Below are 21,171 nucleotides of genomic sequence, written 5' to 3'. Positions count from 1 at the left end.
AAAGTTCCGGCGCGCCGCCCCGCGCCCAGCCCCAGGGTCCAGATGACATGAGCGCTATCGACAGCCTTCCCCCCTTGCGTGAAGTGATCGCAACGCATCAGCTGTCAGCGCGCAAGTCGCTGGGCCAGAACTTTCTGCTGGATCTGAACCTGACAGCCAAAATCGCACGGCAGGCCGGCGACCTGAGCGGCTGCGATGTGCTGGAAATCGGCCCCGGCCCCGGCGGCCTGACACGCGGATTGCTGGCCGAAGGCGCGCGCCGCGTGCTGGCGGTGGAAAAAGACCAGCGCTGCCTGCCGGCCCTGCAGGAAATTGCAGCGGCTTATCCCGGGCAATTCGACGTGATCAACGGCGATGCGCTGGAGATCGACCCTCTCGACCATCTCACGCCGCCGATCCGGATCGCCGCCAACCTGCCCTATAACGTCGGCACCGAACTTCTGGTGCGCTGGCTGACGCCCAAGGAATGGCCGCCTTTCTGGCAGAGCCTGACCCTGATGTTCCAGCGCGAAGTGGCCGAGCGCATCGTGGCGCAGCCCGGCTCCAAAGCCTATGGCCGCCTGGCGATACTGGCGCAATGGCGGGCCGATGCGCGTATCGTGCTGTCCCTGCCGCCCGGCGCCTTTACCCCGCCGCCCAAAGTCTCCAGCGCCGTGGTACATCTGGACGCCCTGCCCGCGCCCCGCTTTGAGGCAGATGCGGCGGTCCTGTCGCGGGTGGTGGCGGCGGCCTTCAATCAGCGACGCAAGATGCTGCGGGCCTCGCTCAAGGGCATCTCGCCCGATATCGAGGCGCATCTGACCGCTGTCGGCATCCCCCCCACCGAACGCGCCGAGCAGGTAAGCCTCGAGGCCTTCTGTGCGCTCGCCCGCGAAGTGGCCAAGCGCTGATCCCCTTTGTTCCGATTTGAACCGGAGACCGTCTTTCAATGACACAGACCGTTACCCCCCGCCCGACGCTTCTGTCCGTGAACGTCAATGCCGTTGCCTACCTGCGCAACCGGCGCGCGGTGCCATGGCCAAACCTGATCGACATCTCCCGCGCCATTCTGGCCGCCGGCGCCCATGGTATCACCGTGCATCCTCGCCCGGATGAGCGCCACATCCGTTTTTGCGACCTGCCTGCTCTGTCCCGGCTGATCGCCGAGGAGTTTCCGCAGGCCGAGTTCAACATCGAGGGCTATCCGACCCGCCACTTCATCGACCTGGTACTGGAAAACAAACCGCATCAAGTGACACTGGTGCCGGACACACCAGAGCAGTCCACCTCCGACCACGGCTGGGATTTTGCCCAGGACGGCGAGATGCTGCGGCCTATTGCAGAAGAATTCAGAGCGGCCGGTATCCGGGTCTCCTATTTCGTGGACACAAACCCGGATGAACCTGCACTGGCGATGGCAGCAGGCGCCGACCGGATCGAGTTCTACACCGGCCCCTACGCGGATCTATGCAGCGCAGAGACCGCCCAGCAGGAGCTTGAAAACATCCGCCGGACCGCTGATCAGGCCCGCGCGCTTGGCGGGCTGATGATGAATGCGGGCCACGACCTGACAGTCGAAAACCTGCCCGGCCTGCGGCAGGCCGTGCCGGATCTGGCCGAAGTGTCCATCGGTCATGGGTTGACGGCTGACGCGCTGATGCTGGGCTTTCCCGAAGCAGTCCGCCGTTACCTGCGGGTTCTGGGTCACCCGGCCTGACCCCAGCCTGCACAGCGTAACAAATAGCCAACGCTTTGCAGATGGTTTGCTATAACGGCTGGCTCGCAAAAGGTTTTTCTGCCAGCCTCTCGGAAAACATAACTCCAAGAGGCAGCTTTGATCCCGCGAGACAGCAGAAAACCCATCCGCGGCGGCAAGTGGCTGCGCACCGCCCTGCCGCGGCTGCGCAACCATCTGAACGCCCTGCTGCTGGGCATCCTGCTTCCTGCTGGAGCTTTTGCGCAATCCGCAGAGCCGGTGCAGCTGTGGTCCTACCACAACTTTCCGCCTTTTGTGACCGACCTGACAGCAGAGCAAGGGCTGACCTTCGACCTGGCCGCAGAACTGACACGTCGGTCAGCTGGTAAGTTCGTTTTTGAGGTCACCGTCCTGCCCCGGTTCCGGCTGAATGAATTTCTCAGCCAAGATCTTCCCGGCCTTGTGCCCTGGGTCAATCCGATTTGGTTCGCGGACCGTGATCAGACCAGATATCTGTGGAGCAGGCAGATCATGCAGGACCGGAATTCCGTGATCTCCCCAGCCGGATCACCGGTTGACTACAGTGGGCCGGAATCCCTGGACGGAATGGTCCTGGCTGCGGTGCAGGGGCACAGATACTCTGGTGTTCAGGACCTGATTGAACAGGGGCGTGTCACCCGCACCGACCTGCGGTCGGAAAAGAGCCTGGTCCAGTTTGTTGCAGCCGGGCGCGGCAGCGTTGCCATTCTGGCAACCTCGGCGCTGGATTACTATCTGCAGGACGCAGATCTTCAGGAACAGCTCGCAGTTTCCCGCCGCCCCCACGCGACCTATCACCGGCATATCATGACACAAAAGGACCTGCCCCATGTGCATGCCTTTGTTGAAAGCGTCATGGATGAGCTGATGCAGTCCGGCGCCTGGCAGGACACTTTGCAGGAATATGGCGCCCGCAGCCAGGCTGACCTTCCACAATAGGCCCGAAAGAGAAAAACCCCCGGGCCGCTGCGGCACCGGGGGTTTTCAATGTTGTCAAGCTGCGACAGTTACTCTGCCGCTTCAGGCGCGCCGTCTTCGGCTTTGGGTTTGGGTTTCGGCTTGGCCCGCGGACGCGGAGCCCGCTTTGGAGCCGACTTCCCATCGTCTTCACCGTCTTCCGCCGCAGGCGCCTCTGCATCCTGTGCAGCCGGTTTGCGGCTGCGCGGCTTGCGCGCCGGAGCTTTCTTGGGTGCATCCGCCGCCGGGGCCTCGGCCGCTGCAGGCGCATCGCCCTGGCTTTCCGGGGTTTCCACCAGACCGGTTCCGCCGCCACTGCCGTTGCTGCTGTCGCCGCGCGGATCAATCACTTCGGGCTGCGGGGCCGCAGCAGGATCGGTGGCAGGTGCGGCCGCCGAAGCCTCGCGTTCCTGACGCTCCAGCCGTTCGGCGCGTTCGCGGTCGCGCTCAGCCTGACGCTCGCGGTTCTGGCGCTCCTGCTCTTCGCGGCGTGCATCGATTTCGCGCTGCGCTTCGTTAAGCAGCCGCAGATAATGTTCTGCATGCTGCTGGAAATTCTCTGCCGCAACCCGGTCATTGCTCAGCTGTGCGTCCCGCGCAAGCTGATTGTATTTATCAATGATCTGCTGCGGAGTTCCGCGCACCTTGCCTTCGGGACCGGAGCTGTCGAACACCCGGTTGACAACATTGACACCATTGGGGCGGTTCCGGTTCGACTTGGAACGTGAACGTGATTTGGAAGATCTCATCAGCCTAACGTCAGCCTTGAATTAATGTGCCGTAGACCCAATCATGCGCGCCTCTGCGCCGGATCATCAGCTATTTTGGGCTTGCAGCCGCGGGAAGCGTGGTAAGCTTTCTCCGAAAGCGGCTATCTCTGAGTAATCATGTTCCGCCCTCCCGCACAAGGGGCACAAGCGGATTTTCTGCGCTAATTCTTTAGAAACCGCGCATTTCCCCGTTAAAAACCATCCGCTGGGCCGGATTGTGCACAAACCACCCGGTCGCGACCATCAAGGTCCTGAAGCACTGCAATGCCTCTCAGGCCTGCGGCTTCGAACAGGGCACTGACCGCGGCGCCCTGGGTAGGGCCGGTTTCCACCAGCAGCCGTCCACCCGGGGCAAGATAGCCCATGACCGACGCTGCAATCCTGCGATAGGCCCCCAGACCATCGCCACCATCGGTCAAGGCGATGCCCGGTTCATGGCCGCGCACCTCGGCTGACAGGCCATCCATTTCATCCAGCGCAATATAAGGCGGGTTAGAGACGATCAGATCGAACTGCCCCTCAACAGTTTCAAACCAGTCGGATTGCTGGATATCTGCCCGCGCCTCGACCCGATGCAGCACCGCATTGGCGCTGGCCTGCAGGCAGGCAGCCTCGCTGATGTCCACCCCAAGACCCGTCGCATCGGCCCGTTCCGCCAGCAATGTCACCAGAATGCAGCCCGAGCCGGTGCCCAGATCCAAGACCCGGGCATAAGGCTGCGCCAGCGCCGCTTCGATCAGGATCTCGGTTTCCGGGCGCGGGTCCAGCACATCGGACGACACCTTGAAGCGGCGGCCATAGAATTCCCGTTCACCAATCAGATGCGAAACCGGCACCCGCACAGCCCGCAGCGCAATCAGCTGTTCATAGCGTTCGGCGATTTCCGGCGCCAGATCCTCAGGGGCGATCAGGGTGACGCGGCTGGCCTCGATCCGCGCGGCATGGGCCAGCAGCACCCGCGCATCCCGCGCCGGATCCTGCACGCCTGCAGCCCTTAGCCGGGCTGTGGCAGCTGCCATCGCCTGCGCTGCGGTCTCTGCCATCATCACTGCCCCATCTCGGCCAGCAGCCGCGCCTGATTGTCGGCCGTCAGCGCATCGATGATTTCCGTCAGGTCGCCGCCCATCACCTGATCCAGCTTGTAAAGCGTCAGGTTGATGCGGTGGTCGGTCATGCGGCCCTGCGGAAAATTGTAGGTGCGGATACGCTCTGACCGGTCACCGGAGCCCACCTGGCTGGCGCGATCGGCGGAACGTTCGCTGTCGATCCGCTGACGTTCCAGATCATACAGTCGTGTTTTCAGCACCTGCATCGCGATCTCGCGGTTGCGGTGCTGGGATTTCTCCGAGGATGTCACAATCAGCCCCGTCGGCAGATGGGTGATGCGCACGGCCGAATCGGTGGTGTTCACATGCTGCCCGCCCGCACCAGAGGCGCGCATGGTGTCGATACGGATGTCATTCGGATCGACATGAATATCCACGTCTTCGGCCTCGGGCAGCACTGCCACGGTCGCCGCCGAAGTATGGATGCGCCCGCCGCTTTCCGTGGTCGGCACCCGCTGCACCCGGTGCACCCCGGATTCGTATTTCAGCCGCGCAAAGACGTTCTCGCCTTTGATATGGGCCACCACTTCCTTGATGCCGCCCAGTTCGGTTGCCTGCTCCTCGATGATGTCGACCTTCCAGCCCTGCGCTTCGGCATAGCGCTGGTACATGCGCAAAAGGTCGCCCGCAAACAACGCTGCCTCATCGCCGCCGGTACCGGGACGGATTTCCAGCATCGCAGGGCGGGTATCTGCGGCGTCCTTGGGCAAAAGCGCCAGCTGCAGCGCATGCTCGACTTCGGGGATCGCTGCCTTCAGGGCCGGGATTTCTTCCTCCGCCAGATCCTTCATATCCGGATCCGCCAGCATCGCTTCCGCCTCTTCCAGATCACCTTGCAGCTTGCGGTAGGCGGCCACCTGCTCTGCCACCGGGCGCAGGTCGGAATATTCCTTGGCCAACGCCGCAATATCCCCGCCCCCGGCGCCATCCGCCATCGCGGCTTCAAGATACTGAAACCGCTGCAGGATCTGTTCCAGGCGTTCTTCGGGGATCATGGCGGACCTGTTTCCGTTCTTGTTTTGCCGATCTTCCCCCATGTGATATGCTAGTGCCATGCGACATGCCAGAGTCCTTATTGCCACAATCCTCCTCAGCCTGCCCGGCCTGGGGCTGGCGGATGTGAAAGGGCCAGGCGGCAAAACCATCGACTGCTACTGCACCGACAAATCCGGTTCCCGCGTCGAACTGGGCGAGCTGCGCTGCCTGCAGGTGGACGGCCGCATGTTCATGGCGCAATGCCAGATGTCCCTGAACGTGCCGATGTGGCGCGAGGTGCAAAACAGCTGCCTGTCGGCATCGCTGGAAGAAATGCCCGGCACATCTGCCGCCTCTTCAGCATTGCCTAAGATCTGACCTGAAACCACATGTCGTTTCCCCCGCTGTTCAATCACTGAACAGTGAACCAAACCCGCCCATCTGATAGGGTCGCCATGCAACGCGTCTTCAGGGGCAGCCCTGCCCCTCAATCGCGTCTCAGTAAAAAAAAACGGTGGCTCATCGGCCATAGGCCGATGAGCCTGCGCCGCGCATATGCGCGGCGCCACGCCCAACTGCGAGGGGCTTTTTCCAAAAGCCCGCGAACAGGCGGGAGCCCCGCGTTAATCTTGCGCGGAAACAGCCCCGGCACCCTCTTCCATCTCTGCCAGCCAGGTGTTGATCCGTTCCCGGTTTGCGCCCAGGTCCGATCGGCCAAAGCGCAGCCTGGCATAGACTTTCAGCAGGTCGCCATCCTGTGCCGCAGTGGTGTAGTCGGGAAAGCCCAGCACCTGAGTGCGGGTGATATATGTGGCCATGCCATCCGCCGGGCCACCTGCCAGCACGCTGGTGCGCGAGGCGCTGCTGGCGATCTGATGGAACCGCTCCAGCCCATCCGGCCCGCTGCGCACCACCCGGAACACGCCGCCGCGAAATTCCTTGTCCTCGGTAAACTCGGGCTGGGTGTTCCAGTCCAGCGGATCACTTGGTGCCAGGCGGATGAACCCCAGCCCGGCAACAATTGCAGCCAGCAGAACCCAGCCAAACAGCATAAGCCGCTTCATTGCGGTTTCAAGGTCAACCCTTGCCTCCTCCCTCTGCGGCCCTCCCCCGGCCTGACATACAGGCCGGACCGCTTATTTTGTCACCACTCCCGGCAGCACGCACAGAAGCTCATACAGCAGGTTCGCACCCACCAAGGCCGTGTTGCCAGAGGGATCATAAGGCGGCGACACCTCCACCAGGTCGCAGCCCACGATGTTCACCCCCTTCAGCGACCGGATCAGCTCCAGCGCCTGCGGCGTGGTCAACCCGCCGATTTCCGGCGTGCCGGTGCCCGGCGCATAAGCCGGGTCCAGACTATCGATATCATAAGACACATAGACCGGCCTATTGCCGATATCGCGGCGAATTTCCGCACCCATCTGGTGCAGAGACCGGTTCCACAGCTCCTGCGCCGGGAAATGCTGAAAGCCCCAGCTTTGCGCCTCGGTGAAATCGGTGGCGGCGTAGCCGGTGCCGCGAATGCCGATCTGATAGGTCTTGTCGGGAACGATCAGACCTTCTTCAAAAGCGCGGCGGAACACGGTGCCATGGGTTTCGCGCTCGCCGAACATATCATCGTTCACATCCGCATGGGCATCCACATGCACCAGGGCAACAGGCCCGTATTTCTTGGCGATGGCCCGCAGGATCGGCAGGGTGATCGAATGATCGCCGCCCATTGCCACCGGAACCACCTCGCCCGTCAGGATTGCCTCATAGCTTTCCTGAATGATCCTGAGCGAATCCGGCAACGAGAAAGTATTGATCGCCAGATCGCCAATATCGGCGATGTTCAGACTGTCAAAAGGCGCCGCCCCCGTCGCCATATTATATGGGCGCAGCATCGCACTTTCAGCACGGATCTGTTTGGGGCCAAATCTTGTGCCCGACCGCCAGGAGGTGCCGATGTCCATCGGCACGCCCAGAACCGCAACATCAAGCCCCTCCAGAGAGGTTGCTTGCGGCAGCCGCATAAACGTGTTGGGCCCGGAAAATCGGGCCAGATCGTTGCCGCTGATCGGCTGATTGAAGTCAGTCATTTTCTCTCATGTTCCAGCCAAGAAGGCAGATGGTTTTCGTCGCCACATGTACCCCGGCAATAGCAGTTGCGCCGGTTGTGTCAAAGGGGGGAGAGACCGCGACCGCACCGCCGCCCCTGATACTGATGCCGACAATCCGCGCTAGAGACGCCGACCTGCGCTGGAATGCCCCGGGATGCGCCTGCTCCAGTCCGACATGCCGATGCCCGGCGCATAAGTCGGATGTCAAAGATCGGTCCGCCACAACCGGTCATCACCGGCGTGCTCAAACGGTTGTGCCGCCAGCCGCAAGGCGCGGCAAGGCTCTGCAGCGCAGATGACCTGCGGATCACCCGCAGTCCCAGACAGGTACCGGGGCGGTTTGTCAGTGCCTGATCACCGGCCATACCGGTGACAGCAATATCAACACCGGTCAGATCCTTGGTGTATTTTCCGCACAGACAAAAGACCGCCCCGCCAACAGTGTTTTCCGGCCTCATCCCGTTCAGAAGCGCAGAGATCAACACCAGATCAAAGAATTCTTTTGCGCCCTCCAGTGCCATGCCAGCGCACCTCCCAAGGCTTTTGGTCAAACAGCCGCATTGCTGGCGCCTGCCATCTGGCCCAAACTGCGCTGGCACTGACCTGCACTGACCCGCTGCCTGTCCGGCGCTTACCCGGTCGTCGGCTGTGCCCGCTCCACCAACCTTGCAAAGAACGACGCTCCAACAGGGGCGATTGCGTCATTGAAATCATACTTCGGATGATGCAGCCCCGCACTGTCCCCCTGGCCCAGGAACAGATATGAGCCAGGCCGCGCTTCCAGCATATAGGCAAAATCCTCCGCGCCCATTTCGCGCCCGCCATCAGCCTCGACACCGCCCGCACCGGAAATCTCCCTGGCAACCTCCACCGCAAAGGCAGTCTTTTCCGCGTCATTGAAGGTTGCCGGATAGCCGACCTCGTACTCCAGCTCCGCCTCGACGCCATAGCTTGCAGCCTGCCCGGCCACAATCTCCTCCATCCGGCGCATCACCATCTTCTGCACGTCAGGGTTAAAGGTGCGTACGGTGCCATTGATATAGGCGGTGTCCGGGATCACATTGTCCACGGTGCCGGTGTGGATCTGCGTGACCGAGACCACCAGATCCTCCAGCGTATGATGATTGCGGCTGACGATCGTCTGAATAGCCTGGGCCATCCCGCAGGCGGCCATCACCGGGTCGCGGGTTTCATGCGGCATCGCCCCATGCCCCCCCTTGCCCTGAATATGGATGTGAAACGTATCCACCGCCGCCATCAGCGCGCCCGGTGTGGTCAGGAAATGCCCTTCCGGCAGGCCCGGCGCATTGTGCAGCGCATAAACCTCGCCAATGTCGAAACGCTCCATGATACCTTCCTCGACCATGATGCGCGCACCGCCGATCGCCTCCTCTGCAGGCTGAAAGATCAGCGCAACCCGGCCGCTGAAATTGCGCGTCTCCGCCAGATATTTCGCGGCCCCCAGCAGCATCGTGGTATGGCCGTCATGGCCGCAGGCATGCATGTTGCCCGCATGACCAGAGGCATATTCAACGCCAGTCTCCTCGGGGATAGGCAGCGCGTCCATGTCAGCACGCAGGCCAATCGTCGCCCCCGCGCCCTGGCCGTTGATGATCGCCACCATCCCGGTCTGCGCAATGCCCTCATGCAGTTCATCCACGCCGAATTCGCGCAGCCGCTCCGCCACAAAGGCGGCGGTCTTGGGCAGGTCCAGCGCCAGTTCCGGGATCTGATGCAGATGCTGCCGCCATGCCTTCATCTCCTCGGCATAATCGGCAATACGGTTCACAATGGGCATCGGGCTGGACTCCTGCATCAGACTCGGGATGATGCATCTGACACCCTTAGAAGAGCAGCCGCAATGCCCCAAACCGATCTGATCCACGATGAAGCCGCAGGTATCGAGCGCCTGCTGGAAATCATGCGCGCCCTGCGCGATCCGCAGACAGGCTGCCCCTGGGACATCGAACAGAATTTTGCAACAATCGCCCCCTATACTATTGAAGAGGCTTACGAAGTTGCCGACGCGATCGAACGCGAGGCCTGGGATGAACTCAAAGGGGAGCTGGGCGACCTGTTGTTCCAATCCGTCTTTCACGCGCAAATGGCGCAGGAGGCCGGCCATTTTTCATTTCAGGACGTGGTCGCCACCATGTCCAACAAGATGGTCTCGCGCCACCCGCATGTCTTCGGCGCCGAAAGCCGCGAAAAATCCGCCCAGCAGCAGACCCGCGACTGGGAGGCGATCAAGGCCGCGGAACGGGCCGACAAAGAACAGAAAGGCACGCTGGACGGGGTCGCCGTTGGCCTGCCTGCCCTCTTGCGCGCCTACAAGCTACAGCAACGCGCGGCGCGGGTCGGCTTTGACTGGCCATCAGTCAGCAATGTGATTTCCAAAGTCACCGAAGAATGCGCCGAACTGGTCGAGGCACGCGACACCCTTTCCCACGACAAGGTCGAAGAGGAATACGGCGACCTGCTGTTCGTCATGGCCAACCTCGGCCGCCACCTGGGGATCGAACCCGAAGCCGCCCTGCGCGCCGCCAATGCCAAATTCACCCGCCGTTTCGAATCTGTCGAGGTCAAACTCGCCGCCCGCGGCAAACGTCCCGAGGACAGCGATCTGGCCGAGATGGACGCCCTGTGGGATGAGGTGAAAGCAGACGAGCGCAGCTGAACGCGCCCGGCATTTTCATCTTTCTTCAAATACTCAAATCCCGGCGGCAGCGCCGCCGGGCAGCCAAAGGCTTCTGCACCAGCTTAAGGCCCGGAGTCAGTCTCAGTTTCAGGCCTAACCTCAGGCCCAATCTCAGGCCTGGTCTCAGGCCATCCCGGCCTTTTTCAGATTGGCCATGATGGTCTTGAAGTCCTCGATGACCTTTTCCTTCTTCATCAGATCCTTCCACAGCTTTTCTGCGGTCTTCTTGTCGTCCACAGCAATATTGACCATCACGTCTTTCAGCTTCTTGGCATCGGTAATGCCCAACAGTTTGGCCCCTTCTTGGGGTCTCCCATCCCGGTCTCGGCAACGTATTTCTTGTATTCGTCACTGCCGGTGAAGCCTGTCACATCCTTGTTCAGCATCTTCACAACCTCGTCCTTGCCAGTGGCGATGATCTTCTTCCAGTCGCTGCTCTTGAAATCGCCTTTGTCAGCCAGCGTCTGCGCCGCCTTATAGGTCTTGGAGGTGATATTGACCGGCTCTTTGCCCTTCTTCTGGTCCAAATAGCGGCTCCAGAGCGATTCCGGATTGCCCTTGTTCTGCGTGAACATGAATTCATTCAGGCAATAGCGCCGCTTGCAATATTCCATGTAAGCGGCGGTCATCTTCTTGTCTTTCAGAATGTCGCCGACAATCCCAGGCCCTTTTGGCATGCCTTTTTCCTATGCTGATCAATGTCTTTGCGGCCAAACACGCCGTACCAACAACGCCTTCAAACAGGCTCAGTAAGAATGGTCTGCGCCTGCGGCTGCTCCCGCTCATGACGTTACGTCAGGAAACTATAGAAAGCACACCCAGCAGCAGCAAACCCCAGTCGCAGAAAATCTGCGGAAATTTGCAAAGACACTCCCGGCGGCTGTTCTATCCCGGACAAACCCGGCGTAGTCTCATGGCGCACGGAATGCGGAGACAGCCATGGGCGCCAGGAAAATCATCATCGACACCGATCCGGGCCAGGACGATGCGGTTGCTCTCCTGCTGGCGCTGGCCAGCCCTCAAGAGCTGGATCTGCTGGGCATTACCTGCGTCGCCGGAAATGTGCCGCTGGACCTCACCGCCAAGAACGCCCGTATCGTCTGCGAGGCGGCCGGCAAGACGGATGTGCCAGTTTATGCAGGCAAAAAGGCGCCGCTGAACCGCCCGCTTGTCACTGCAGAACATGTGCACGGGCAAACCGGGCTGGACGGGCCGGAGCTATGGGAACCGCAGATGCCGCTGGCCGCTGGCAACGGTGTCGATTTCATCATCGACACCCTGCGCCACGAGGCCCCCGGCACGGTGACTCTCTGCACGCTTGGCCCGCTCACAAATATTGCCGCCGCTTTCAATACCGCGCCCGACATCATCGACCGGGTGCAGGAGATCGTGATGATGGGTGGCGCCTATTTCGAAGTGGGCAACATCACCCCGGCGGCTGAATTCAACATCTACGTTGACCCAGAAGCCGCTGAGATCATTTTCAGATCCGGCGCCCCGATCACTGTTATGCCGCTGGATGTGACGCATAAGGTGCTGGCCACCAAACCGCGCGTCGCGGCGATTCGGGCGCTGGGCAGCAAGGCGGGCCATTTCACCGCAGAGATGCTCGACTTCTTCGAACGCTTCGATGTCGAGAAATACGGGTCCGAAGGCGGGCCGCTGCATGACCCCTGTGTGATTGCCTGGCTGCTGAAACCCGAACTGTTTTCCGGCCGCCATGTGAATGTGGAAATTGAAACACAGTCCGACCTCACCCTTGGCATGACCGTTGCCGACTGGTGGGGCGTCACAGACCGCCAGCCCAATGCGCTGTTCATCGGCGATGCGGATGCGGAGGGTTTTTTCAAACTTTTGACCGAAAGGCTTGCCCGCCTATGAGCGCCGCCCTGCATCTCGCCAAGCCCGAGCATCTGGACACGGTGCTGGCATTGGTTGCCGCATTTCACGCCGAAGAAGATCTGGAAAGCAGCGACGCGCATCGCCGCGCAGGCATCGAGCCCTTGCTGAACGGCCACCCCTACGGCGCGGTCTACCTGATCGGCCCAACCCGCGCGCCGATCGGCTATATCGTCATCACTTTTGGCTGGTCGGTGGAATTCGGCGGCATGGATGGTTTTGTGGATGAGCTTTACATCCGCCCCGCCGTGCGCGGCCGCGGCATCGCCACCGAAGTGCTGACAGAACTGCCAAAATCATTGGCCAGCGCAGGCATGCGTGCCCTGCATCTGGAAGTAGACCGCGAGAACGAAACCGCTCAGCGCCTGTATCTGCGCACCCGTTTTCAGCCGCGCAAGAATTACATCCTGATGACCAAACAACTCTGACACGCTGCTGCAAAACCGTTCCTTTGAATGGCATCCGCCCAAAGACCGCCAGATCTCCGGGCGGATGCCAGCTGCGGCTCCCGGCTCCCCGCAGCTGGCCAGCCCCGCCTTGGCCAAACCCACCACAGGCGGCAGCAGTTGGAACGTGTCGGACTGCCGCCGCCGGTCCCCCCCGGTGCGCGTATCTATGCGGAACCATCCCCCGCGACTGCGCCATAGTCCCGCCTGCGGCCTGAAATACAGCCGTCTTCGAGCTGAAAATGAAGTCATCAAATAGCTTTGCGATGGGCACCTGCATATGCAGGCTCCGTCAAAATCGGCCTGGACAAAATCAGCCTGGGCAAAACCGGCCTGGGCAAAACCGGCCTGACCTAAATCGGCCCGACCAAGATCGGCCAGGGCGCACGCACCAGCCTGACGCCAAAACAGCCCAGCCGGTGCAGCAGACAGAGCCGCCAACGCGCTCAATCACAACTGACGACTGGCCAAAAAGACAAAACCGCCAATACACCTATTCCCGCGGCGGCGGCATCCATTGCTCCGCCCTTTGCTGAAATTCCCGATCTGGCGCCCTCCCCCCGGTGCGGGCGCCAGATCGCCGGATGCAGTCCCCCCGTCATGCTGCACCCTGTTATCAGCGTGTTTGACCGCCCAGTTGCATCCTGTGAACCGGATCATTCGGCGACGCAGTCTGACCGCTGAAGGGATAACTCCCCGGTCCGCTGCAGCCCAAAAGGCCGGCAAGAACTGTACAGATTGCGATTGTGCGCATTGCCCGCATCGTCATAGCCTGCTCCCCTTCTCTGCGGCGTCCACTGAGCCGCGCAAGAAACAGGTAACATAACGCCCGCGTGACCGTCTGTGATCCGGGCCACACATGCAGCTTGTGGAAGATAACCGTTCAGAGGAACGCGTACTCCCGGAAAGTTGCCGCCTCTCCCAGCTTTTCCCCCGCCGCTCCCAGCAGCGGCCAGATCACCGCGCCCCGGATCTCAAACCGCGTGCCGGTCGCGCTGACACGAACCCCTGCGTAATTGCTGATGAACCCTTTGGCGCGCATCTCGGCAAACATCGCGTCGCGCTGGCTGCGGTGGGCCGGTTCCGCCGTCAACCGCGACGGCATTGACGTCAACTGCTCCCAGCCCATCTCCCACAGCGCCTGCGCCGCCAGATTGCCGTATGTCAGCACCGGGTCGGCATCGATACTGTGAGACAATACAGGGAATGGGGCGTGATACAGCGCTTCGGCCGTCGCGGGATCGACCAGAGGCCGCTCCAGCAGCCGGGCAAAACTGGTCATCATCAGCCCTGCATGGTCGGCACGAAAATCATTCCGGCAATTAGGTTCGGCAGAGGCAATCATGACTTTCCCTTACGGCCCCTACCAAGGATGTTCCAGCCGATTTTCCCCTTGGACCTAAATACTTCATACGTGGTAGCAACTGCCAGATTGACTATGACCCCCAGTGCCGAAGCCACAGAAAAGCTCTGTTCAAACGGCACCCCGAACACTGTATCGGCGGCGTGAATGAAATAGCGGGCAGTCGAGACGCTCATCCCAATGGCGAAGGCCAGACGCATCAGCCGTTGATGGGTTTGCATGTCCCTCTGCCGGATCTTCAATACGGCCAGGATCATCATTCCGCTCATGCCAAGACAAAGCACATAGGTCACGACCTGTGTCAGAAATCCGCCAAGCGCTGGAAAGACCAGCACCATATGCATGACCCCAACGCTGGAGAACAGGCCTGCGACGACAAACACATAGCCCAATACGCGGTGCAAACGCCGATACCGCCGCAACCTTGCGTGAAACTGCAAGGGACCGATCAGAAAAAAGACCAACCCCGGCAACAGATGCACCGCGCTGCTGATAGGATGATCGGCATAGCGCTGATCCACGTAATTCAACGTCTCATGGGGTAGAGACAGAAACCACAGCCGGTGGATGCTATCCCGCAGAACCGGCCAGCACAAAATGTAGAGAAACACCGTTGGCACACTTGCCTGCAAGAAAGTCATGGCGCTCCCTTCGATACCTGGCAGACAAAAAAGGGTGGGTCAAACACCCACCCTCTCCTTAGCCTATCTTCCGCGCCTCACTTCAGGATCGAACGGCCCGCGTATTCGGCCACTTCGCCCAATGCTTCCTCGATACGGATCAGCTGGTTGTATTTCGCCAGCCGGTCCGAACGCGCCAGCGAGCCGGTCTTGATCTGGCCACAGTTGGTGGCCACGGCCAGGTCGGCAATGGTGGCATCCTCGGTCTCGCCAGAGCGGTGCGACATCACGTTGGTGTAGCGGGCGCGGTGCGCCATATCGACGGCCTTCAGCGTCTCGGTCAGAGAGCCGATCTGGTTCACCTTCACCAGCATCGAGTTGGCGACGCCGCGCTCGATACCATCGGCCAAACGTGCCGGGTTGGTCACGAACAGGTCGTCGCCCACCAGCTGAACAGAATTGCCGATCTTGTCGGTCAGCAGCTTCCAGCCGTCCCAGTCGTCTTCGGACATGCCGTCTTCGATCGAGATGATCGGATAGTCGTTGACCAGCGCCGCCAGATAGTCGGCGTTTTCCTCAGAGGTCAGGCTCTTGCCCTCACCCGCCAGAACGTATTTGCCGTCCTTGTAGTATTCAGTCGCCGCGCAATCCAGCGCCAGATAGATCTCTTCACCCGGCTTATAGCCTGCCTTTTCAATGGACTTCAGGATAAAGTCCAGCGCCTCGCGGGAGGAGCCGATGTTGGGGGCAAAGCCGCCCTCGTCGCCGATGCCGGTGGAAAGACCTGCGGCCGACAGCTCTTTCTTCAGGGTGTGGAACACCTCGGAGCCCATGCGTACGGCTTCGCGGATGTTGTCCGCAGCGACCGGCATGATCATGAATTCCTGAATGTCGATCGGATTGTCGGCATGCTCGCCGCCGTTGATGATGTTCATCATCGGCACCGGCAGCACACGGGCCGAAGTGCCGCCAATGTAACGGTAAAGCGGCTGGGTGGTGAAATCAGCGGCGGCCTTGGCCACGGCCATGGAAACACCCAGAATGGCATTGGCGCCCAGGCGGCCCTTGTTTTCGGTGCCATCCAGTTCGATCATCGCCTGATCGACCGCGACCTGCTCGGTGGCGTCAAAACCGGCCAGCTCTTCGGCGATCTCACCGTTTACCGCGGCGACCGCCTCCAGCACGCCTTTGCCCAGATAACGGGATTTGTCACCATCACGCTTTTCCACCGCCTCATAAGCCCCGGTCGATGCGCCCGACGGCACGGCTGCGCGGCCCATGGTGCCGTCTTCCAGGATCACGTCGACCTCAACCGTCGGGTTGCCCCGGCTGTCGAGAATCTCGCGGGCGTGAATGTCGATAATGGTGCTCATCTGTCCATCCTTATGTGGTGCCGGAAAGCGGCGCATTGGGTTGCCAGCGTCATACCAGCCGGTGCCGGAAAGTAAACCGGCATCGTTATCGCTAACACGCATAAAAGCGGCAGGTTAGGGCTAACAAGGCGCTGTTTGCGCCAACAGGCAGAGCTTTTCCGCGAACCGGGACGTCAGGCCGCAGCAACCGCTTCGCGGCGGGCGCGGCGCGCCAGCCGCTGCTCGCGCACAAAGGTATAAAGACCTGATCCGATAATAAGCGCAGCACCTGTCAGCGTCAGCGCATCAGGCCGCTCGCCGAAAACCAGCATGCCTGCCAGGATTGAAAACAGCAGCCTTGTATAGCGAAACGGCGTCACCGCCGAAGCATCCCCGACCCGCATCGCAATGACAATGCCGTAATAGCCCAGAACTCCGAACAGCACCCCGCCTGCCATCATCAGGTATTCGTTCTGCTCCATCACCTGCACCTCGCCTGGTGTGAAGACCAGCAGCAGCAGCCCCGCCGGGATGACTGCCAGGAACGCCTGAAAGCTGACAATGGAAGACGGCACCGCACTGTCCATGACCCGGGTCATCAGATCCCGCGTGGCAACCCCCAGCACCGCGATCACCACCAGCAGTGCGGCAGGTTCAAAACTGTCCAGCCCCGGCCGGATGATCAGCAGCACACCGGCAAAGCCGACGCAAATCGCCAGCCAGCGCCGCCAGCCAACCTGTTCCCCCAGAAACAGCGCCGCCCCCATGGTGATCACCAGCGGCGTTGCCTGAAACACCGCTGCCACCACCGAGATGTCGACCAGCGCCAGCGCAGAGGCAAAGCCCATCGCAGAGACCGCCTCAGTCGCCGCCCGCAGCACCGGCCGCAGCCGCCAGGAGCGCGGGGCAAACAGGCGGTGCCCCTGCATCCGCGCCATCACCGCAAAGACCAGCCCGCTGCCGATGCCCAGCAAGATCAGGATCTGCCCCACCGGCAATGTGCTGGACAGCCGCTTGATGAACATGTCTTCCAGCGTGAAAAAGGCCATCGAGGCGATGACCAGCAGAATGCCGTGCAGGTTGTTCATAATTGCGCGCCCCAATCAGTGCAGACCGGCAGATGCCGGGCCATCCCGGCACACAACATCACACCCGGGGCGCGGGCAACTCCGTTTCCGACCCTGCCCCATGACAAGACGTGCGCATATATATCAAAATCTGTGAAGTGTCGGGCCTCTGACAGGTGACCAGGTGGCAAACACCGGGCGCTAACAGAGCTTGTCAGCCTTTCTTGGCTGGCACCCCGTAAAGCTCCAGCTTATGGCCGCGCAGCTCATACCCCAGCTTGCGGGCAATCCGCTCCTGCAATTCCTCGATGTCCGGGTCACAGAACTCGATCACTTCACCGGTATTCATGTCGATCAGATGGTCGTGATGCTCGCGTTCTGCGTCCTCATAGCGGGCCCGCCCGTCGCCGAACTCCAGCCGCTCCAGAATACCTGCCTCTTCGAACAGCTTCACAGTGCGATAAACCGTGGCGATCGAAATGCCTGCATCCATGGCGCTGGCGCGGGCATACAGCTCCTCGACATCCGGGTGATCATCGCTGTCCTGCAGCACCTGCGCAATCACCCGGCGCTGGCCGGTCATGCGCAGCCCTTTGGTCTCGCAGCGGGCGATAATCGTCTTTTGCATTTCTTCCTCACGGTGTTCTGATCTTCCTCTTTAAAGGATGCAATCTGCGGCGAAAACAGACTTTTCACCCCGAACGAAGGTTGACAAACAGCTTATCCACAGCCATTTGGCGCACAGGCATCCCTCCCTGCCGCGTGAGCAGAGACCAAGACCGGCCGCGCCGCAGGCGCAACCAATACCGGGGTCAAGTGATATGCCGCCATTCCCAAAATCACGCGTGGGGATTGCAGAGGCCAGCGGCCTGGCATCCGGCCAGCGTGCGCCCGAGGTCCCTGCCCCGCATGAACCCGCTGTGCATCAGCGGATCCGGCCCGTGCTGAATGCAGGGCTGTGAAAGGACGATACGTGACTGAATTTTCGACCATGGGGCTTCCTGAAAAGCTCCTGAACCGCCTCAAAGACCTGGGCCTCAATGACCCGACCCCGATCCAGGCCCGCGCCATTCCGCATGCGCTGAACGGCCAGGACGTGCTGGGGCTGGCGCAGACCGGCACTGGCAAAACCGCCGCTTTCGGCGTGCCGCTGATCGCGCGGATGCTGGAATACGGCCGCAAGCCCGCCGCCCATACCGTGCGCGGCCTGGTGCTGGCACCGACCCGCGAACTGGCCAACCAGATCGCAGATACGCTGAAAGGCCTGACCGAGGGCACCCCGATGAAGGTCGGGCTGGTGGTGGGCGGTGTGTCCATCAATCCGCAGATCTCGCGCATCGCCAAGGGCACCGATATCCTGGTCGCCACCCCGGGCCGCCTCATTGATATCCTGGACCGCGGCGCGCTGGACCTTGGCTCCTGTGACTTCCTGGTGCTGGACGAGGCCGACCAGATGCTGGACCTCGGCTTCATCCACACCCTGCGCAAAATCGCGGCGCTGATCCCCGCCGAGCGCCAGACCATGCTGTTCTCGGCCACCATGCCCAAGCAGATGAACGAGATCGCCAACTCCTACCTGCAAAGCCCGGTCCGGATCGAAGTTTCGCCCCCGGGCAAGGCCGCAGACAAGGTCACCCAGTCGGTTCATTTCATCGCCAAAGCGGAAAAGCTGAACTTGCTGAAAGAGCTGCTGGGCGATCACAAGGATGAACGCACGCTGGTCTTCGGCCGCACCAAATGGGGCATGGAAAAGCTGATGAAGACGCTGGAAAAGGCGGGCTTTGCGGCCGCAGCCATCCATGGCAACAAATCCCAGGGCCAGCGCGAGCGGGCTTTGTCGGCCTTCAAGGCCGGTGAGATCAAAGTGCTGGTGGCCACAGATGTGGCGGCGCGCGGGCTGGATATTCCGGATGTGAAATACGTCTACAACTACGAGCTGCCGAATGTGCCGGACGCCTATGTCCACCGCATTGGCCGTACCGCCCGCGCAGGCAAGGACGGCCAGGCAGTGGCTTTCTGCGCGCCGGATGAGATGGACGAGCTGAAAGCGATCCAGAAGGTGATGAAACTCACCATCCCCACCGCCTCGGGTCGCCCGTGGGAAGCGATGCCGGATCCGGCAGCGCCCGCTGGCAAACCGGGCGGCCGTCCCGGCGGACGCCGCGGCGGCGGCAAACCCGGCGGCCAGCGCCGCCGTGGCGGCGGCGGCAACGGCGGCCAGGGCAAACCCCAGGGCGGACAGGACGGCGCCTCTCAGCGCCGCGGCCAGAAACAGCGCGCACGCTAAGCCTGCCGTGCTGCTCGGGGTCAAGGACGGCAAAGCCGCAGCGCGTCAGCGCTGTTCATCCTTGACGCTGAGCAGTACATAAACACTGGAATTGGCGCCTAAGGGCAAACCTGCCCTTAGCCGCCTCTCAGCAAAAACTGCGCTGCGCAGCAGCGCCTGGCCCAAAGCCGCCAAGGGGTATCAGGCGCAGCCTGAGCACCTGCGGGTGCGGGAGCGCTTCCAGTCTCACACAGCCCGCAAATCCGCCCGGACCGGCACATGATCAGAAGCCATATGCGCTGGACGGGCTTTTTGCACCCCATGCCCCATACTGCGGCGGCAGCAGCCTCTGGCACAACCGGGTTTTCCCGCCGGAACGGCGCGAAACAGGATCAAGTGCCGCAGAAGGTCGCCTGCACCACTTCTTGCGGCAATGGCGGGCGCTGCAGGTCGGCATGTTCCGGCTGATCCTCAAAAGGCTTTGCCAACACCCTGTTCAACTTGTTGAACAGCGCGTAATCTCCGGCAACCGCAGCGGCAATCATCTCTTCGATCCGGTGATTGCGCGGGATGAAAGCCGGGTTGGCGCTGCGCATCACGGCCTGCGGGTCCGGCGCGCCTTCCAGCCGGGCCTGCCAGTCCGGCGCCCAAGTATCAAAGGCCGCCGGATCGGTGAACTGATCCCGCGCGGTGCCATCCGCCAACGCCCGGAATGTATTGGTAAAATCGCTTTGGTTCTCTGCCATCCGTTCCAGCAGGCCGGTCACCAGCTCCAGATCGCCATCCCCTGCCGCGCTGATCCCGAGTTTTGCCCGGAACCGGCTCAGCCAGGCCTCTTCGGTGCGCGCAGGCATGGCATGGACGATTTCTGTTGCCTCTTCGACACCTGCCTCCGGGTCATCCATCTGCTGGATCAGCGCCGTGGCCAGCTGCGCCAGATTCCACACCGCAATGGACGGCTGATTGGCATAGGCATAGCGCCGCCCGCGGTCGATCGAGGAAAACACCCTGTGCGGATGGTAATCATCCATGAAGGCGCAAGGCCCGTAATCGATAGTTTCGCCCGGGATTGAGGAATTGTCAGTGTTCATCACCCCGTGGATGAAACCCACAGACATCCAGGCCGCGATCAGCTCCGACTGCGCATCGCGCACTGCGCGCAGCAATCCCATCGGGCCATCTGCCTCCGGGAAATGGCGGGCAATGGCATAATCCGTCAGCTGCCGCAGGCTGGCCTTGTCGCCGCGCGCCGCAAAGATCTGGAAGCTGCCGACCCGCAGATGGCTCGCCGCCACCCTTGCCAGCACCGCACCGGGCAACCCGCCCTCGCGCCACACGGTCTCGCCGGTTTCCACCGCCGCCAGCGCCCGGGTGGTGGGTATGCCAAGCGCGTGCATCGCCTCGCTGACAACATATTCCCGCAACACCGGCCCCAGCCAGGCCCGGCCGTCACCATTGCGGGAATATGGCGTGCGCCCCGCGCCCTTCAGCTGGATATCCCGGCGTTTGCCGTCGACCCCCAGAACCTCTCCCAGCAGGATTGCACGGCCATCACCCAGCTGTGGATTATAGGTGCCGAACTGATGCCCGGCGTAAAGCTGCGCCAGCGGATCAGCCCCTTCAGGCACCAGATTGCCGCCAAACACCTGCGCCATTTCCCCGGCGTCACCGGGCGTGATTCCCATGATCCGCGCCAGATCCTCGTTGAATGCCGCCAGCCGCGGCGCCGTCACCGCCTGCGGCGGCAATTTGGAGTAGAACTGCCCCGGCAGGGCGGCATAGGTGTTGTCAAAGGGGATCGTGAATGTCATGGCCCAAACATATGACCGGGAT

At 61.6% G+C, this 21,171-nt stretch carries 22 protein-coding genes; 8 read left to right on the top strand and 14 right to left on the bottom strand.

What is annotated here, in order from left to right:
• Nucleotides 1-47: 47 nt before the first annotated feature.
• From rsmA to ACP151_RS08050, 3 genes are all read left to right on the top strand, one after another.
• The gene (rsmA, locus tag ACP151_RS08060; RefSeq protein ID WP_424978369.1) at nt 48-890 is read left to right on the top strand and encodes a 16S rRNA (adenine(1518)-N(6)/adenine(1519)-N(6))-dimethyltransferase RsmA; all 843 of its coding nucleotides are present in this window, start codon (nt 48-50) and stop codon (nt 888-890) included.
• A gap of 38 nt (nt 891-928) precedes the next feature.
• The gene (locus tag ACP151_RS08055; protein ID WP_424978368.1) at nt 929-1,696 is read left to right on the top strand and encodes a pyridoxine 5'-phosphate synthase; all 768 of its coding nucleotides are present in this window, start codon (nt 929-931) and stop codon (nt 1,694-1,696) included.
• A gap of 117 nt (nt 1,697-1,813) precedes the next feature.
• On the top strand, nt 1,814-2,653 hold the full coding sequence (locus ACP151_RS08050; protein WP_424978367.1) for a substrate-binding periplasmic protein: 840 nt from the start codon (nt 1,814-1,816) through the stop codon (nt 2,651-2,653).
• Nucleotides 2,654-2,721: 68 nt separating this feature from the next.
• On the opposite strand, the gene ACP151_RS08045 is transcribed toward ACP151_RS08050, so the two are convergent.
• From ACP151_RS08045 to prfA, 3 genes are all read right to left on the bottom strand, one after another.
• On the bottom strand, nt 2,722-3,420 hold the full coding sequence (locus ACP151_RS08045) for a DUF4167 domain-containing protein (RefSeq protein WP_424978366.1): 699 nt from the start codon (nt 3,418-3,420) through the stop codon (nt 2,722-2,724).
• Between the two features lie 212 nt (nt 3,421-3,632).
• Nucleotides 3,633-4,484: a peptide chain release factor N(5)-glutamine methyltransferase gene (prmC, locus tag ACP151_RS08040; RefSeq protein WP_424978365.1), complete on the bottom strand. Its 852-nt coding sequence runs from the start codon at nt 4,482-4,484 to the stop codon at nt 3,633-3,635.
• 2 nt (nt 4,485-4,486) lie between these two features.
• A complete protein-coding gene (gene prfA, locus ACP151_RS08035) occupies nt 4,487-5,542 on the bottom strand; it encodes a peptide chain release factor 1 (RefSeq protein WP_424978395.1) in 1,056 nt (351 codons plus the stop codon).
• Between the two features lie 58 nt (nt 5,543-5,600).
• On the opposite strand from prfA, the gene ACP151_RS08030 reads away from it, so the two are divergent.
• A complete protein-coding gene (locus ACP151_RS08030) occupies nt 5,601-5,900 on the top strand; it encodes a hypothetical protein (protein ID WP_424978364.1) in 300 nt (99 codons plus the stop codon).
• Between the two features lie 245 nt (nt 5,901-6,145).
• On the opposite strand, the gene ACP151_RS08025 is transcribed toward ACP151_RS08030, so the two are convergent.
• The 3 genes from ACP151_RS08025 to ACP151_RS08015 all read right to left on the bottom strand — a co-directional run bounded on the left by ACP151_RS08025 (nt 6,146) and on the right by ACP151_RS08015 (nt 9,425).
• On the bottom strand, nt 6,146-6,586 hold the full coding sequence (locus tag ACP151_RS08025) for a DUF1499 domain-containing protein (RefSeq protein ID WP_424978362.1): 441 nt from the start codon (nt 6,584-6,586) through the stop codon (nt 6,146-6,148).
• A 72-nt stretch (nt 6,587-6,658) separates the two neighbouring features.
• Nucleotides 6,659-7,606 (bottom strand): agmatinase, encoded by a 948-nt coding sequence (gene speB, locus ACP151_RS08020; RefSeq protein ID WP_424978361.1) that lies wholly within the window; start codon nt 7,604-7,606, stop codon nt 6,659-6,661.
• A 652-nt stretch (nt 7,607-8,258) separates the two neighbouring features.
• A complete protein-coding gene (locus tag ACP151_RS08015) occupies nt 8,259-9,425 on the bottom strand; it encodes a M20 aminoacylase family protein (RefSeq protein ID WP_424978360.1) in 1,167 nt (388 codons plus the stop codon).
• Between the two features lie 63 nt (nt 9,426-9,488).
• Here ACP151_RS08015 and mazG point away from each other — a divergent pair, with 63 nt between their 5' ends.
• Complete coding sequence (gene mazG / locus ACP151_RS08010) at nt 9,489-10,304, top strand: nucleoside triphosphate pyrophosphohydrolase (protein ID WP_424978359.1); 816 nt, start codon at nt 9,489-9,491, stop codon at nt 10,302-10,304.
• Between the two features lie 144 nt (nt 10,305-10,448).
• On the opposite strand, the gene ACP151_RS08005 is transcribed toward mazG, so the two are convergent.
• Together ACP151_RS08005 and ACP151_RS08000 are read right to left on the bottom strand one after the other, a co-directional pair.
• Nucleotides 10,449-10,613, bottom strand: a complete 165-nt coding sequence (locus ACP151_RS08005) for a hypothetical protein (protein WP_424978358.1) — start codon at nt 10,611-10,613, stop codon at nt 10,449-10,451.
• Nucleotides 10,586-11,002, bottom strand: coding sequence for a hypothetical protein (locus ACP151_RS08000; RefSeq protein ID WP_424978357.1), 417 nt, complete (start codon nt 11,000-11,002; stop codon nt 10,586-10,588). The genes ACP151_RS08005 and ACP151_RS08000 overlap by 28 nt, the downstream gene beginning before the upstream one ends.
• Before the next feature lie 262 nt (nt 11,003-11,264).
• Here ACP151_RS08000 and ACP151_RS07995 point away from each other — a divergent pair, with 262 nt between their 5' ends.
• The gene (locus ACP151_RS07995; RefSeq protein WP_424978356.1) at nt 11,265-12,206 is read left to right on the top strand and encodes a nucleoside hydrolase; all 942 of its coding nucleotides are present in this window, start codon (nt 11,265-11,267) and stop codon (nt 12,204-12,206) included.
• Nucleotides 12,203-12,652 (top strand): GNAT family N-acetyltransferase, encoded by a 450-nt coding sequence (locus ACP151_RS07990; RefSeq protein ID WP_424978355.1) that lies wholly within the window; start codon nt 12,203-12,205, stop codon nt 12,650-12,652. The genes ACP151_RS07995 and ACP151_RS07990 overlap by 4 nt, the downstream gene beginning before the upstream one ends.
• Nucleotides 12,653-13,553: 901 nt before the next feature.
• Here the strand turns inward: ACP151_RS07990 and ACP151_RS07985 are convergent.
• The 5 genes from ACP151_RS07985 to ACP151_RS07965 form a co-directional block, all read right to left on the bottom strand.
• A complete protein-coding gene (locus ACP151_RS07985; RefSeq protein ID WP_424978354.1) occupies nt 13,554-14,015 on the bottom strand; it encodes an MEKHLA domain-containing protein in 462 nt (153 codons plus the stop codon).
• A complete protein-coding gene (locus ACP151_RS07980) occupies nt 14,012-14,674 on the bottom strand; it encodes a DUF2306 domain-containing protein (RefSeq protein WP_424978353.1) in 663 nt (220 codons plus the stop codon). The genes ACP151_RS07985 and ACP151_RS07980 overlap by 4 nt, the downstream gene beginning before the upstream one ends.
• A gap of 77 nt (nt 14,675-14,751) precedes the next feature.
• Nucleotides 14,752-16,026, bottom strand: a complete 1,275-nt coding sequence (gene eno / locus ACP151_RS07975; protein WP_424978352.1) for a phosphopyruvate hydratase — start codon at nt 16,024-16,026, stop codon at nt 14,752-14,754.
• Nucleotides 16,027-16,199: 173 nt separating this feature from the next.
• Entirely contained in the window at nt 16,200-17,093 is an 894-nt protein-coding gene (locus ACP151_RS07970; RefSeq protein WP_424978351.1) for a DMT family transporter, read from the bottom strand.
• A gap of 193 nt (nt 17,094-17,286) precedes the next feature.
• Nucleotides 17,287-17,700 (bottom strand): Fur family transcriptional regulator, encoded by a 414-nt coding sequence (locus tag ACP151_RS07965; protein WP_424978350.1) that lies wholly within the window; start codon nt 17,698-17,700, stop codon nt 17,287-17,289.
• 345 nt (nt 17,701-18,045) lie between these two features.
• On the opposite strand from ACP151_RS07965, the gene ACP151_RS07960 reads away from it, so the two are divergent.
• Nucleotides 18,046-19,359: a DEAD/DEAH box helicase gene (locus ACP151_RS07960; protein WP_424978349.1), complete on the top strand. Its 1,314-nt coding sequence runs from the start codon at nt 18,046-18,048 to the stop codon at nt 19,357-19,359.
• Between the two features lie 371 nt (nt 19,360-19,730).
• Here ACP151_RS07960 and ACP151_RS07955 read toward each other — a convergent pair whose 3' ends face one another.
• Entirely contained in the window at nt 19,731-21,149 is a 1,419-nt protein-coding gene (locus ACP151_RS07955) for a protein adenylyltransferase SelO (RefSeq protein ID WP_424978348.1), read from the bottom strand.
• Between the last annotated feature and the right edge of the window lie 22 nt (nt 21,150-21,171).

The organism is Leisingera sp. S232, assembly GCF_049800895.1.
Lineage (GTDB): Bacteria > Pseudomonadota > Alphaproteobacteria > Rhodobacterales > Rhodobacteraceae > Leisingera.
This window is presented reverse-complemented; position numbering and strand designations above follow the sequence as displayed.